Source organism: Pseudomonas sp. NFACC39-1 (assembly GCF_900110355.1).
Taxonomy (GTDB): domain Bacteria; phylum Pseudomonadota; class Gammaproteobacteria; order Pseudomonadales; family Pseudomonadaceae; genus Aquipseudomonas; species Aquipseudomonas tehranensis.
Map to the genome: position 1 here is coordinate 377492 of NZ_FODL01000005.1, position 13136 is coordinate 390627.

Sequence of the window (13136 nt, forward strand, 5' to 3'; positions counted from 1 at the left end):
ATGAAACAAGCATCCATAACGCACTCTGGGTTCAATCATCCTGGACACAGCAAACCTCTGATAGCGAACTGACATGTAGCATCTGCGAGGCTACATCATCCAGACTATGGAAAAAATCGTAAACGCTCGGGACAATCCAGCCCCAGGGTGCGGTAACAGCCAAGAACTGCTTGCATCGCGCGTTTGAGCTTGTAGGATCCGCGCATTGTGACTGGATGGCCGAGATTCACCACGGCCAAAAACGACCGTTAGCACGCCCATTCGTCTACCCTCACAAAGCGCCATGCGGTTGTTCGCGAGTGCCTGGCGCTTCAATATTCTTGCGTTAACGTACCGGAGATTTTCCATGCTCAAGCGTTCCCTGGCATTGGCCGTCGGCTTGACCCTGTCTGTCAGCGCCCTGCTGGCCCAGGCTGCCGACACCTTGAAAGTCAGTGCGATTCCCGATGAAGCCCCTACCGAACTGCTGCGCAAGTTCAAGCCTTTGGGGGCGTATCTGGAACAACAGACCGGCATGAAAGTCGAGTTCATTCCCGTGAGCGACTACCCGGCTGTGGTCGAGGCGCTGGCGACCGACCGCATCGACCTGGCCTGGCTGGGTGGTTTCACGTTCGTGCAGGCGCGCTTGAAAACCGGTAATGCGATCCCGCTCGTGCAACGCGAGCAGGACGCCCAATTCACCAGTAAATTCATCACCGCCGACCCGGCGGTCAAATCCCTCGCCGACCTCAAGGGCAAGAGCTTTGCATTCGGTTCGGTGTCTTCCACCTCTGGCAGCCTGATGCCGCGCTATTTCATGCTCCAGGACGGTATCAAGCCGGAAAGCTACTTCAGCCGCGTAGGTTACTCCGGCGCCCATGACGCCACCGTCGCCTGGGTCCAGGCCGGTAAAGTGGACGCTGGGGTACTGAACGCCAGCGTCTGGGAAAAACTGGTCGCCGCCGGCAAGGTCGACACCGCCAAGGTCAAGGTGTTTGCCACCACCCCGGCCTACTTCGACTACAACTGGACGGTGCGCGGAACGCTCGACCCGGCGCTGGCAGCCAAAATCAAGGCAGCCTTCCTGGCACTCGACCCGGCAAATCCGAAGGACAAGGAAATCCTCGATCTGCAGGCTGCCAGCCGCTTCATCGAAACCAAGCCTGAGAACTACAAGGGCATCGAAGAAGCCGCACGCGCCGCCGAACTGCTCAAATGACATTAGATCTGACCCAGGTCAGCGTTACCCACGCCAACGGCGTCCAGGCGCTACGTGGCATGGAGCTGCACATCGGTGCCGGCGAACAGGTCGCCATCATCGGTCCGTCCGGCGCGGGTAAATCGAGCCTGCTCAATCTGCTGGGCACGGCCCTACCACCGGCGAGCGGTGAAATGCAGGTACTCGGTGAACGAGTCTGGCAGTTGTCTGCCCGCCAACGGCAGCGCCTGCGCGCGCGCATCGGCCTGATTCACCAAGCGCCGCCTCTGCCACCGCGCCAGCGCGTGGTCACGGCGGTGCTCGCTGGCAAACTGGGGCAATGGGGCATGGGCAAGAGCCTGCTGAATCTGCTGCACCCGCTGGATGTTTCCGGCGCACGGGCGGCATTGGCCAGGCTGGATCTGGGTGACAAACTGTTCGCGCAATGCCAGCAACTCTCTGGCGGCCAGTTACAACGCGTGGGTATTGCCCGGGTGCTGTATCAGGCCCCCGAGGTATTGTTGGCCGATGAACCGGTTTCGGCCATGGATCCGGTGCTGGCCGAGCACACCCTTTCAGTGCTCTGTCGCCATGCCCGGGAGCACAACGTCACCCTGGTCGCCAGCCTGCATGCGGTGGACCTGGCCCTGGCGCACTTTTCGCGGATCATCGGCCTGCGTGACGGACAGATCCTGTTCGACCTGCCGACCGATGCTGTCGACCGTGAACGGCTCGACAAACTTTACGCCAATGAGCAGTTGCAACCCTCGCCTGCACCACCCTCCCCCTTGAGTGTGCAGATCCCCCGATGCTGACACGCGATACTCGAGACCCCGCCAGCGGCCCTCGCCTGCTGCTCTGCCTGTTGGCGTTTGTCCTGCTGTGGCCAGGCATCCACTTCAGCGAGCTGGACCTTGGCGTGTTGCTGGCGAGCGACAGTCAAAGCGAGATGGGCCGGTTTGTCGCCGCCTTCTGGCCACCAGCCCATGGCGATGCGTTCATTGAGCTGCTCTTGCAAGCCACCTTGCAAACCCTGGCCATCGCCACAGCCGGCATGGCCCTGGCATTGCTGTTCGCCGTTCCCGCCAGCTTGCTGGCCAGCCGTGCCCTGTCGCTGTCGGCGGCCTCCCGTGGCGGCCAACCGGGCTATTGGGGGCAACTGCTGCGTTGGCCGGTACGCGGCCTGCTGATTTTCCTGCGCAGCGTGCCGGAAATCGTCTGGGCGCTGCTGTTCGTACGCGCGGTCGGCCTTGGTCCGACGGCCGGGGTGCTGGCCATCGCCATCACCTACAGCGGCATGTTGGGCAAGGTCTACGCGGAAATCTACGAGTCGGTCGACCAGCGTCCGGCCCATGCGCTGTTGCAGGCCGGCAGTGGCCGACTGACAGCCTTCTGCTACGGGATCCTACCCAATGTCGCGGCGGAGCTGCTGTCCTACACGGTGTACCGCTGGGAGTGCGCCATCCGCGCCTCGGTGGTGATGGGCTTCGTCGGTGCCGGTGGCCTGGGCCAGCAAATGGACCTGTCGTTGCGCATGTTCGCCGGTGGTGAAGTGGCCAGCATGCTGTTGACGTTCCTCGTCCTAGTCCTGCTGGCCGATCAACTCAGTCGCCTGCTGCGCTGGAGGCTGGCATGAACCGCCTGATCAACGCGCTATTGTTCCTGTGCATCGGCGCAGCTGTCGTCGCCTCGTTCGCCTATCTGGGCATCGACCTCGGCCAGCTTGGCGACAGCGGCAACCTGAACCGGATGGGCGCTTATGCCCAACGTTTTCTCAGCCCGGACCTGAGCCCCAGCCATCTGAAAGCAATCGGCCACGGCGCCCTGGAAACCATCGCCATGTCCGCCCTTGGCACCCTGCTTGCGGCGGTGTTCGGCCTGGTATTGGCCTTGCCTGCCGCCGGGCGCTTCGGTTGGCCGATGCAAAGCGCCTCGCGCCTGATACTCAACGCCTTGCGCGCGGTTCCTGAACTGGTGTGGGCGGCGCTGATGGTCCTGGCTGCAGGGCTGGGCCCCAATGCAGGCACCCTGGCATTGGCCCTGCACACCACCGGCGTGCTCGGTCGGCTGTTTGCCGAGGCGCTGGAAAACACCCCACCAGAACCGGCCGAAGCCATTCGCCTGCAAGGCGGCAATGCCGTGTGGGCGTTCTGTTACGGCACCCTGCCCAACCTGATGCCGCAGCTGTTGGCCTACAGCCTGTACCGCTGGGAGAACAACATCCGCATGGCCAGCGTGCTCGGCTTCGTCGGCGCCGGCGGATTGGGGCAAATGCTTTATGTCAGCCTCAGCCTGTTCCAGGAGGCGCAGGCCAGCACGGTGATTCTGGCGATGCTGTTGCTGGTCCTTGCGGTCGATACGCTGAGCAGTTGGAGTCGTCAGCGCTGGGTCAAGGCCTGACGGCTACAGATCCGCGCAATCATCTGCCGCTCAAGGACCCAATAAAACCCGATGCCAGCGATCTGGCGTCGGATTCTCCAGGCAGGAGCAAGCAGTCTTATGAAGAGGATAATTCAGCTGCCGCCATTACCAAGCGACAACTTTCGATCTTACCTTCGCCTTCTCTTCCTCCTCGACTCGTTCTCGTCATCCTCGTCCCCCTCATCATCCTCCTCTTCGTCTAGGTCGTCCTCGTCCTCGTCACCCTCATCATCGTCATCGTCATCGTCATATCCGTAGTAGTACATCTCCCGCTGCTGCCGTGTGCGTTCGTCACCCAGATCATCATCCTGGGCGGGATACAAGAGAGGAGAAAAATAGGGATCCTCTTCCTCTTCCTCTTCATCTTCATCTTCATCGTGATCTTCATCGTTATCGGAAGAAGAGCTTTCATGTCCGTCTTGGATATTCGAAGCAAAGACAACGGGAAGCGCTGGCTGAACCGGTACCGTGGAAGGGGCAATACTGTCCTCGTCATCGCCCTCCTCTTCTTCCTCAAAATCCCCGTCGTCATCGTCATCGTCATCGTCATCGTCATCGTCGTCATATCCGTAGTAGTACATCTCCCGCTGCTGCCGTGTGCGTCCGTCACCCAAATCATCATCCTGGGAGGGATATGGGAGAGGAGACAAGTCCGGGTCTTCCTCCTCGTCTAACCAAGGAATACTGGATACCTCCATGTCATCGAAATCCGGGTCCACATCACCCAAGGTCGACGGCAAGACCGTGCCCAGAACGCCACGGGGATGTGGCAACACGGCACGCGGAAAAGCGATGACATGGAAGATTTGGTCGAGGGCCTCTCCTACTCTGTCGGGCGCCGCTCGCCTGGAGCGTCCCTGCTGCGCGGCGAGATAGTAAGCACGCCGATTGTCGCCATTCTCCCCCTCACACTCCGCAATGATATCGAGGGCTCGCTTGATCAAGTCTTCGTCTGTCTCGGCAACAGCGACGCCCCTATAGAATGCTTTCTCCTCCGCACTCCGTCGAGAGAACAGCAGGAACCCCGCACGAATCACATTGATCATGGCCGAAGCGTTATCCCGATAGCCATCCGTGTCGAAGGAAATTGCATACTTCACACAAGCGAGACCATCGAGGGTGTCGATCGCGTTGATAATCGAGATATTGGTTAATCCTTCTTCTTCAATCAGTGACTTGAAAGAGGCCATCAACCCCTTGTTTTTCGGGTTTCCGGCAATCACGACCTTGAACTGATCGTCAAATACTTCGGCCCTTTCTCCAATGGCCAACGCCAGCGCCCGCAACGTTGCCGCCGTGACATGCCTGCCACAAATAGTCCCGAAAATCAGAATACCTTTCAGTTCGCGATGCGGGTTTGGGGGCAAACGGCTGATAGCTGTCGATGACGATGACGATGACGATGGGGGAGCGTGTCGGGTGGTTTCTTTCAATCGTGCTATCCAGTGGCCAATCACTACATCGTAGTCAAATCCCGTTGCAGGCAGTTTCGTCGTGCTCTCGGAACTCGAACTGGAACTGGAACTACCTCCTCCGATGCTCAAACTTGAACTTGAACTTGAACTTGAACTTGAACTTGAGGCCCCGCCGCCTGAACGAGGGAATATTTCAGGACCGAGTGCCAGGCCTCTTCGCAAGGCATCCGCGGCCTCGCCACTCTGTGTGCGCATGAAGTTGGGCACCTGGGACAGATGAATCACCTGGGCGGCGCCTCCCAGCAAACGGACAAGTTCAAGGCGGACAGTGGGGTTCAGTGCGATTATGCCGTCCAGGTGGGGGCTGAGTTTTTTAAGCATGCCCTGGCCGCGGAACTCATGCACCGTCAGGATAAACCGGCACTCCTTACCGGACTTTTTGCATAGAGCTTTGATGCTTACCACCAGTCCCTCATGAATACCACGGCCCGTGTGGGCGTTTGCCTGACCGGTGAATCTCATATGCCAGTTCACCACCACAACGGGGACGCCCGGTGAATGCTCGATCAGATCTTTCACGGCCGCCAGCGTCACTTGATTGAATTTCTCCTGGTTCTCCCCTTGAGTAACGGTTTGCGAGGCCATCGCATGAAACCCTCTGACACACGCGGCCTGGGAGCTGCTCGCCGAACGGAAGAAATCCAACATCCAGTTGTAATAGGCGCCATCGCCGTTGCGGATGTCGATGTTGACCGCGGCCCCGAACGAGATCAGCAGTGCATAACGTTGTCTGTCCGGGACCGGCGCCAGTTCCATAGGGGGCTCCCGCGCTTAGCTGCGATAAAGGGCCGCGAGGCGACGTTTCAAGACCTCGCTCAGATCATCGAGCGACTCCTCGCCTAGTACCTGACACATCCAGGCGAGTTCCTCTGGCTGTAGTGCGCGGTCGTGGCGTTGGCTGAATCCCAGCGCCTGGGCACGTCCGGCGAAACCGCTGTCCGAGTCCGAGGGATCGATGTGTCCGAGCTGGAAAACGTAGGGCTCGACGAGAAACCCAGTCTGCAAGAGCACCTCCACCGTTACCGCATCCGGGGCAATGGAGTGCTTCAATACGCCATCGCCATCCAGCCGACCAGGGCGATCGGGCAGTGGTTTTCCGTCGGCCGAGAGGGTCCGCACAATACAGGGCAAATCTCGCCTGGGTTCACCTCGCCAGTCGAGGAATCGCACCTGAAACGTCTCAGGGACATCCTTGCGCTTCACGATATGGCGCGTGTCCAGCGTGGCCAGCATCGAGTTCTGCCTACGTTCGGGAATATGCACTGACTCACCGGGCTGCAACAGATAGGGACTGCGCCCTGCCTCTCGCAGCGCCACGTTGGGCAGTGCTTCCCATAGCGTACGCAACGCGAAACCGTGCCGGAACGCCAGGTCGGCGAGGCATTCGCCCGCTAGAACCGTGTGTTCGATTACATTTGTAACCACGTCCCTCCTCGGTTCCCAGGTAATGGGTGCCAGGGGCCCTTGGATGGAAGGGACGATGCTCTCCTGACGAAGTGCAATCCAGGCGTCACGGTCCCAGTCCGGAAAGGTCAACGTGAAGTTACCGGGCGAAAGCCCCTCAAATCGTACCTGCCCCGAGTGTCTTGTCACGCTGTACCGCGCGCGCGTCGGCCCGTCGTGCAGTGCCACCGCGACATCGACGAGAGGTTGCTCATCCTCGCCCACCACCAGGACTTCAATGGCATGCGAAGACGTCAGGGGACAGCCCATCACAGGCCCACTCGTTTCAGCAGGCCGGTTCGAGGCGTCGCTGGCGCGTTCGGCGTCATCCAGTTGGGCAAGCAGGCGTGGGTCCATAGAGCTCCAATAAAGCGCAACGTCATTCGTGCGCAGGGCGGGTGTCAACGCTGCCTTGCACCAGCGCCTCATTGGCGACTTGCGTGGCGACGCGATAACGAAGCTCATCGAAGGCCCGATCCAGGCGGTCCGAAGCGCTGCTTACACGAGGGTCGGTGAGAATCTGCATGACCCACTGCAGCTGCGGTCGTTTGATAAAATCCCAGTCCGTGACGGCGGACAGATGAAGAAAACGCCATTGCAGATGAGCACTGTGAAGCCCCAGCGCGGCCGCCTGCGTCAGAGCCCGCTCCACGCGCCCTGGCCAGAGATCCCCACGTTCAGCATCAACATCCGGAAAGTGCCGCCGCAGATGTTCGCAGGCTAACGCGACGAAGGCCTGTCGAGTCACGGTGGCCAAGGCGGACAGTTGCTCGTCTCGAATGAAAAACATAAAACGCCCCCTCAAGGTTCTCCAGACGTTTTTCCTTGGAAAAAGCGCCTGAACACCGCGCTCGCTGTGTCACACACTTGCCTGCCGATATCCTCCCTGGGACCGGCGCACCACAGTTCAAGCGTGCGATCCATGGCAAGTACGGTGGCGATGGTGTTGAATCCGGCCTTGGCCAGTGCGGCCCGCGACTGAAAGTTGGCTGGCTGCGTGACCGCGAAAATATGCTGTATGCCGCGAAGACTCGCCAACGTCCGCGTCAGCTCCAAAGCACCCGTGCCAAAGCCATGCCCCTGTTGTCGGGGCGTGATCCAGTAGGTCATCAGCGCGGCTCGTCCAGCGAGGCACAAGCGTATCGAGCCGACAAAACCTGAAGTGCGGCAGAAAACTGCTATCGCCAACAGTTCGTCGGGGCGCATTCCCGCTTCGTGGATATAGCGTTGAGCGTCCGCCAGGCAATGAAGTCGAGGTACCCCTGCCGATGCCGCCAAGTCGGCCTGCCGCTGCGCCTCGTAGAGCCAGGCCGCGTGCTGCACTCCTAGCACGCTCAGGTACATGCTCTTCGCCGATAAAGTCGGATCACTCACCACGTCACCGCCAATCAGGCGCTGGCAGTGTTGCCGCCACCGAGCCAGCTCGCCCTGCTGGACACGGTATTGTGCGTTCTCCGGCACCAGTTGTGCGGCGGTGGCAAAGCACTCCGCAGCGCGGTCCTGAAGGCCCAGCCGCCACAATCGCAATCCCTGCCGCATCCGCCTTTGCGCGACGCTCCGTTCAGCCTGCGTGCTCATGCCGGTCGTCCCTGCCTCCACTGTCTTGTCCTGTTGGGTGATGACGTGATCAGAACGCCCCTGACAACACGCGCATGGTCTGAGCCTGGCTGTCAAACGATGTCCAGCGCGCGCCCTCCTCCGATTCGACGAGCAGTCGCTTCAACGGCCCGAGAAATTTCGTGAACTCCTCATGGGTACAGGTCGGCAGGAAGATCGACAGCACCCGTGGGTCGTAATAACGAAATACCAGCCGCTTTCCCTCCCGTGTTTGAACGTGAAGGAGTTTTTTACAATGTAACCGTATGTGGAACATATCCACGGAGGCCGGCGCGACGATGAATATCCCCCAGGCTCGTCCCCAGCCGTTGCCAAGCATCGCCATCGTCGCGGGCGACCCAGGTGTTAGCTTTACAAGATAGGGTGCCGCTGCCCGTAGGCGCGGGGTCAGCCAGCCGGAGTATAAGCACCAGAATGTGAGTTCGCCGTAACGAACCATTTTTGAAATCCGGGGATCGCGCGCTCCGTCGAGCAACCAATAGACCTGTTGGCCAGAATAATCACCTTCGTCTGGCCACAGCAGGGTCATCAGTCGGTCTAGCGCGCAGGCGTTCATGGGGTGGGGCAAACCTCAAGGAGCGGGATTGCTTCCCTCGCCGCCGCCTCAAGCCTGGCCGCCTCAAGGTCCTGCTGGGCGTGAGTTTCCTCAACTGCGGCTGGGGCGATGACCTGAAGTTGCTCTCTGGTTACCACCGGCTTCACGGCTCTTGCGGGTTCAGCGCCCCGAACCACACTATCCACCCCCGGCAGCCTGATGGGCTTCGTCGGCTCGTGCTTATAAAAATAGGCACATAAATTCCCGTTCTGGAGGTGGTTTGCAACCTGTCGCAGAACCTCTTCATCACCCAGAAGCTGGATCAGGGAAACCTGGCTGGATAATAAAGCGCGTAGCCGGTGTATATGACCAGCACCGCGCAAATACCGACGAACAAAGCTTTCCGCCTGCCAGCTCTCATGCAGGCTCAGCTTGACTGCAAGACCATCGTAGCTTTCGCGGCCCCTATTTGATTCGGGCTGCCTGTCACCAAAACTGCCTCGCTCACCCACTTCGATGCGGTCCAACCCGCTGAATAAACACAACCGCATCGTCTGACAATCCCTTTGACGGAAATGAACTGATCCCTGTTTCTCTTCCCTTCCAGATCTTTCGCTATCGGCCCGCCAGAACGCCTCGACACGTGCCATGTGGAGGACATTGTGCGTTGAGCACCCGCAAACTTTGTATAGCAGCATCGCTCAAGCTGCTCCAGAACTAAATTCCGCTGTAATGAAAGTGACCGGACTTGCATCGGCGCCCGCCCACGCGCCGGTGCAGGACGAGCGGGCCCGGAGTTCGTCACAGGGCTGCCTGCCGGATACCGGCTCGAAGCGCTACCTCCCACGCGGTTGCAGCCTGTCAGCGAACTGAAATATCCCCGACTTATTCTGCAGATGCGCGCATTGCGGCGATGTGCGGGTTGTACGTGCCTGCCCGTTCGGAAATGATCCAGGGAGTCCGCCATGAAAATCAGTGTATTCGGTAGTGGTTACGTGGGATTGGTGCAAGCGGCCGTGTTGGCCGAGGTGGGCCATGACGTGGTGTGCATGGACATAGACGAACAGAAAGTCGAAAGCCTGCGCCAGGGCCAGGTGAGTATCTTCGAACCCGGTCTGGCCGCGCTGGTGCGTGAGGGGCTGGAGGCAGGACGCCTGCATTTCACCCACGATGACCAGCTTGCCGTGCAGCACGGCCAGGTGCTGTTCATCGCCGTGGGTACACCTTCCAGGGAAGATGGCTCGGCCGATTTGAGTCAGGTTCTGGCCGTCGGTGAGGCGGTCGCTCGTTACCGCGAACAACCAGTCCTTGTCGTGGAGAAGTCGACCGTACCGGTGGGCACCGGCGATGCCTTGCGGGCGCACATCGACAAATGCCTGCTCAAGGCCGGCCGTTTGTTGCAGTTCGATATCGTGTCCAACCCCGAGTTTCTCAAGGAAGGCTCGGCGGTGGCCGATTGTCGCCGCCCGGATCGCATCGTGATCGGCTGCGAACGCGATGAGGTGCGCGACACCATGCGCGACTTGTATGCGCCCTTCAATCGCAACCATGACCGGATTCTGTTCATGGACCTGCGCAGCGCCGAGCTGACCAAATACGCGGCCAATGGCATGCTGGCGACGAAGATCAGCTTCATCAACCAGATCGCGGAGCTGGCGGAACACCTGGGTGCTGACATCGAATCCGTGCGCCTGGGTATCGGTGCGGACTCGCGCATCGGTTATCACTTCATTTACCCAGGCTGCGGCTACGGTGGCTCGTGTTTTCCCAAGGACATGCGTGCGCTGATCCACACGGCCGAGCAAGCCCACTGCTCAAGCGATCTGTTGCAAGCAGTGGAAACCATCAACCAACGGCAGAAACACAAGCTGTTCGAACGCATCCAGGCGTTCTACCAAGGCGATTTGCGCGGTAGAACGTTTGCAGTGTGGGGCTTGGCCTTCAAGCCCAACACCGACGACATGCGCGACGCGCCGAGTCGTACCCTTCTGGAGGCGTTGTGGGGTGCCGGCGCCAGTGTCCGCGCCTTTGACCCGGAGGCCATGCAGCAGACCCAGCAACTTTATCCCGACGAATCGAAGCTGATGTTGATGGGCACGCCGGAATCGGTTTTGCCGGGGGCCGATGCACTGGTGATCTGCACTGAATGGCAACCGTTCAAGGCGCCGGATTTCGATCTGATCCAGCAACGACTCAAGGCTGCGGTGATTTTCGATGGCCGTAACCTGTATGACCCGGACCGCATGGCAGACAAGGGCTTTACCTATTTCCCCATAGGGCGTGGGCAATCGTGCAACCTGCCGATTGCTCAGCAAACCTGGTTTCACGCGTCCAAAAGCGCATGATTCCTTTACTTCAAAATAAGTGCACTAAAACAGCATTAATATGAATTTGTAAGCAAGGGCCGCGAACGGCACACTGTGCATCGTTCCTCCCCCAACTGTTGGAACACTTAAAGGGCTTTCAGGGATTCTCCCGTAAGCCCCTTTTTTTGTTCGTTTTTTGGATTTTCGCTGAATGCTTTCGCGCTGGTTCCCCGCTGCTATCAATACCCGCCCCACCGAATGGAGCCGGGCCGCCATCGGCATGGCGCTGGGGACGATGTTCAGTGTGTGGCTGTGTGGCCAGGTCTTCGGCCTTGAAGTGGCGCAACACCTGATTGGCCCGCTCGGCGCCTCGGCCGTGCTGTTGTTTGCCGTTTCTTCGGGTGCCCTCGCCCAGCCCTGGTCGATCTTCGGCGGTTACCTGTGCGCCTCGGTGCTGGCATTGCTGGTGGCCCATGTCCTGGGCCGCACCCTGGGGAGCGCCTGCCTGGCGGCCGGCATGGCGCTGGTGTTGATGTGCTGGTTGCGCTGCCTGCACCCTCCGGCGGGCGCCCTGGCAGCGACGATGGTATTGGCCGATCCGTCGATCATCGCCTTGGACTGGCAGGCCGTCGGCGCCGCCATGCTGGCCGGTTCCACCCTGCTCTTGAGTGCATTGGCCTACAACAATCTGACGCGCGTGCGCTATCCCAAGCGAGCCAGCGAGCCGACGCCCGTCATTCCCGCCGACCAGTCCCCCGTCGACAGTCAGGCCATTACGGCTGAGGACTTGAAGCTCGCTCTTGAGCAAATGGAAGCATTCTTTGACGTAACCCCCGAAGATCTCGAGCAATTGATCCACGCCAGCGAACGCAATGCCAGGCGTCGCAGCATCACGCAAGTGCTCTCGGGTCGCGGCTGAACCTGTGGCTGCTATAAATATGCAGACAGGACCTGCACGTATCCCGGTTGTGCAAGGCAAATTTGCACTGGTACGATCCTGACCGGGTACGCGCGACACAATTCATAAAGAACAATAAAAGCAGGGAGTTAGCGATGACAGCTCAGGTTTCATCACAAGCCTCGGGACCCATCGAAGCCGTGGCTCATGAAGTGCTGGTCGAAGTGCGCAACCACATCGGCCACTTGACCCTGAACCGCCCCGCCGGTCTCAACGCCCTGACGCTGGGCATGGTGCGCAGCTTGCAGCAACAGCTCGATACCTGGGCTCTGGACCCACAGATCCGCGCCGTGGTACTGCGCGGTGCCGGTGACAAGGCGTTTTGCGCCGGCGGCGATATCCGCTCGCTGTATGACAGCCACAAGCAGGGCGACAACCTGCACCAAGACTTCTTCGTCGAGGAATACGCCCTCGACCTGACGATTCATCACTATCGCAAACCGATCCTCGCCTTGATGGATGGTTTCGTCCTGGGCGGCGGCATGGGCTTGGCACAAGGCGCCGACCTGCGGGTGGTGACCGAACGTAGCCGCCTGGGCATGCCGGAAGTCGCCATCGGGTACTTCCCCGACGTCGGGGGCAGCTATTTCCTGCCGCGCATTTCTGGCGAACTGGGCATCTACCTGGGGGTCAGTGGCGTACAGATCGGTGCTGCCGACGCGCTGTATTGCGGGCTGGCCGATTGGTATCTGGACAGCGACAAGCTCGATCGGCTCGATGAGCGCCTCGACCGCCTGGAATGGCACGACGCCCCCCTCAAAGATCTGCAAGGCCTGCTGGCGAAACTCGGCATGCAGCAGTTGCCTGCCCCGCCTCTGGCCGACCTGCGTCCGGCCATCGATCACTTCTTTGCCCTTGCGGACGTGCCAAGCATGGTGGAGCAGTTGCGTCAGGTCACCGTCGCCAACAGCCATGAGTGGGCGCTGAAAACCGCCGACCTGCTGGAGACCCGCTCGCCCCTGGCCATGGCCGTGACCCTGGAAATGCTACGTCGCGGCCGGCATCTGAGCCTGGAAGACTGTTTTGCCCTGGAACTGCATCTGGACCGCCAATGGTTCGAGCGCGGCGACCTGATCGAAGGCGTGCGCGCCTTGCTCATCGACAAAGACAAGAACCCGCGCTGGAACCCGCCGACCCTGGAGGCGCTGGACAAGCGCCACGTGGCGAGTTTCTTCGACGGCTTCGACGACCACGGGAACTGAAC

Annotated in this window: 13 protein-coding genes; 7 read left to right on the forward strand and 6 right to left on the reverse strand. The window is 60.1% G+C overall.

Annotation, left to right across the window (positions count from 1 at the left end):
* The first annotated feature begins 346 nt into the window (after positions 1-346).
* Genes BMY45_RS13575 through phnE form a run of 4 tightly spaced genes read left to right on the forward strand, consistent with a single transcriptional unit; the run spans position 347 to position 3577 of the window.
* A complete protein-coding gene (locus BMY45_RS13575) occupies positions 347-1198 on the forward strand; it encodes a putative selenate ABC transporter substrate-binding protein (protein WP_092398329.1) in 852 nt (283 codons plus the stop codon).
* Entirely contained in the window at positions 1195-1992 is a 798-nt protein-coding gene (locus tag BMY45_RS13580; protein ID WP_092398331.1) for a phosphonate ABC transporter ATP-binding protein, read from the forward strand. Before BMY45_RS13575 ends, BMY45_RS13580 begins: the two co-directional genes overlap by 4 nt.
* Complete coding sequence (locus BMY45_RS13585) at positions 1986-2813, forward strand: PhnE/PtxC family ABC transporter permease (protein WP_092398333.1); 828 nt, start codon at positions 1986-1988, stop codon at positions 2811-2813. Before BMY45_RS13580 ends, BMY45_RS13585 begins: the two co-directional genes overlap by 7 nt.
* A complete protein-coding gene (gene phnE / locus BMY45_RS13590; protein WP_092398335.1) occupies positions 2810-3577 on the forward strand; it encodes a phosphonate ABC transporter, permease protein PhnE in 768 nt (255 codons plus the stop codon). The genes BMY45_RS13585 and phnE overlap by 4 nt, the downstream gene beginning before the upstream one ends.
* A gap of 149 nt (positions 3578-3726) precedes the next feature.
* Here the strand turns inward: phnE and BMY45_RS28180 are convergent, their stop codons facing one another.
* The 6 genes from BMY45_RS28180 to BMY45_RS13630 are packed head-to-tail and all read right to left on the reverse strand — an operon-like array spanning position 3727 to position 9318.
* Entirely contained in the window at positions 3727-5829 is a 2103-nt protein-coding gene (locus BMY45_RS28180) for a hypothetical protein (protein ID WP_177193348.1), read from the reverse strand.
* Positions 5830-5844: 15 nt separating this feature from the next.
* On the reverse strand, positions 5845-6873 hold the full coding sequence (locus BMY45_RS13610; RefSeq protein ID WP_092398339.1) for a carboxypeptidase-like regulatory domain-containing protein: 1029 nt from the start codon (positions 6871-6873) through the stop codon (positions 5845-5847).
* Between the two features lie 22 nt (positions 6874-6895).
* Complete coding sequence (locus tag BMY45_RS13615) at positions 6896-7306, reverse strand: hypothetical protein (protein ID WP_092398341.1); 411 nt, start codon at positions 7304-7306, stop codon at positions 6896-6898.
* Between the two features lie 11 nt (positions 7307-7317).
* Entirely contained in the window at positions 7318-8094 is a 777-nt protein-coding gene (locus tag BMY45_RS13620) for a GNAT family N-acetyltransferase (RefSeq protein WP_143071643.1), read from the reverse strand.
* Positions 8095-8143: 49 nt separating this feature from the next.
* Positions 8144-8662 carry a DUF4123 domain-containing protein gene (locus BMY45_RS13625; protein ID WP_177193349.1) on the reverse strand — a complete coding sequence of 173 codons (519 nt, stop codon included), beginning with the start codon at positions 8660-8662 and terminating at the stop codon, positions 8144-8146.
* Positions 8663-8685: 23 nt separating this feature from the next.
* The gene (locus tag BMY45_RS13630; RefSeq protein ID WP_143071644.1) at positions 8686-9318 is read right to left on the reverse strand and encodes a hypothetical protein; all 633 of its coding nucleotides are present in this window, start codon (positions 9316-9318) and stop codon (positions 8686-8688) included.
* 315 nt (positions 9319-9633) lie between these two features.
* On the opposite strand from BMY45_RS13630, the gene BMY45_RS13635 reads away from it, so the two are divergent.
* The 3 genes from BMY45_RS13635 (at position 9634) to BMY45_RS13645 (ending at position 13134) form a co-directional block, all read left to right on the forward strand.
* The gene (locus BMY45_RS13635) at positions 9634-11013 is read left to right on the forward strand and encodes a UDP-glucose dehydrogenase family protein (protein WP_092398349.1); all 1380 of its coding nucleotides are present in this window, start codon (positions 9634-9636) and stop codon (positions 11011-11013) included.
* Positions 11014-11185: 172 nt separating this feature from the next.
* Positions 11186-11893: an HPP family protein gene (locus BMY45_RS13640; protein ID WP_092398351.1), complete on the forward strand. Its 708-nt coding sequence runs from the start codon at positions 11186-11188 to the stop codon at positions 11891-11893.
* Positions 11894-12027: 134 nt separating this feature from the next.
* The gene (locus BMY45_RS13645) at positions 12028-13134 is read left to right on the forward strand and encodes an enoyl-CoA hydratase/isomerase family protein (RefSeq protein WP_092398353.1); all 1107 of its coding nucleotides are present in this window, start codon (positions 12028-12030) and stop codon (positions 13132-13134) included.
* Positions 13135-13136 lie beyond the last annotated feature (2 nt).

Coding starts and splice junctions, on each gene's coding strand:
- BMY45_RS13575 (WP_092398329.1), top strand. CDS start 347: ATGCTCAAGCGTTCCCTGGCATTGGCCGTCGGCTTGACCCTGTCTGTC.
- BMY45_RS13580 (WP_092398331.1), top strand. CDS start 1,195: ATGACATTAGATCTGACCCAGGTCAGCGTTACCCACGCCAACGGCGTC.
- BMY45_RS13585 (WP_092398333.1), top strand. CDS start 1,986: ATGCTGACACGCGATACTCGAGACCCCGCCAGCGGCCCTCGCCTGCTG.
- phnE (WP_092398335.1), top strand. CDS start 2,810: ATGAACCGCCTGATCAACGCGCTATTGTTCCTGTGCATCGGCGCAGCT.
- BMY45_RS28180 (WP_177193348.1), bottom strand. CDS start 5,829: ATGGAACTGGCGCCGGTCCCGGACAGACAACGTTATGCACTGCTGATC.
- BMY45_RS13610 (WP_092398339.1), bottom strand. CDS start 6,873: ATGGACCCACGCCTGCTTGCCCAACTGGATGACGCCGAACGCGCCAGC.
- BMY45_RS13615 (WP_092398341.1), bottom strand. CDS start 7,306: ATGTTTTTCATTCGAGACGAGCAACTGTCCGCCTTGGCCACCGTGACT.
- BMY45_RS13620 (WP_143071643.1), bottom strand. CDS start 8,094: ATGAGCACGCAGGCTGAACGGAGCGTCGCGCAAAGGCGGATGCGGCAG.
- BMY45_RS13625 (WP_177193349.1), bottom strand. CDS start 8,662: ATGACCCTGCTGTGGCCAGACGAAGGTGATTATTCTGGCCAACAGGTC.
- BMY45_RS13630 (WP_143071644.1), bottom strand. CDS start 9,318: ATGGCACGTGTCGAGGCGTTCTGGCGGGCCGATAGCGAAAGATCTGGA.
- BMY45_RS13635 (WP_092398349.1), top strand. CDS start 9,634: ATGAAAATCAGTGTATTCGGTAGTGGTTACGTGGGATTGGTGCAAGCG.
- BMY45_RS13640 (WP_092398351.1), top strand. CDS start 11,186: ATGCTTTCGCGCTGGTTCCCCGCTGCTATCAATACCCGCCCCACCGAA.
- BMY45_RS13645 (WP_092398353.1), top strand. CDS start 12,028: ATGACAGCTCAGGTTTCATCACAAGCCTCGGGACCCATCGAAGCCGTG.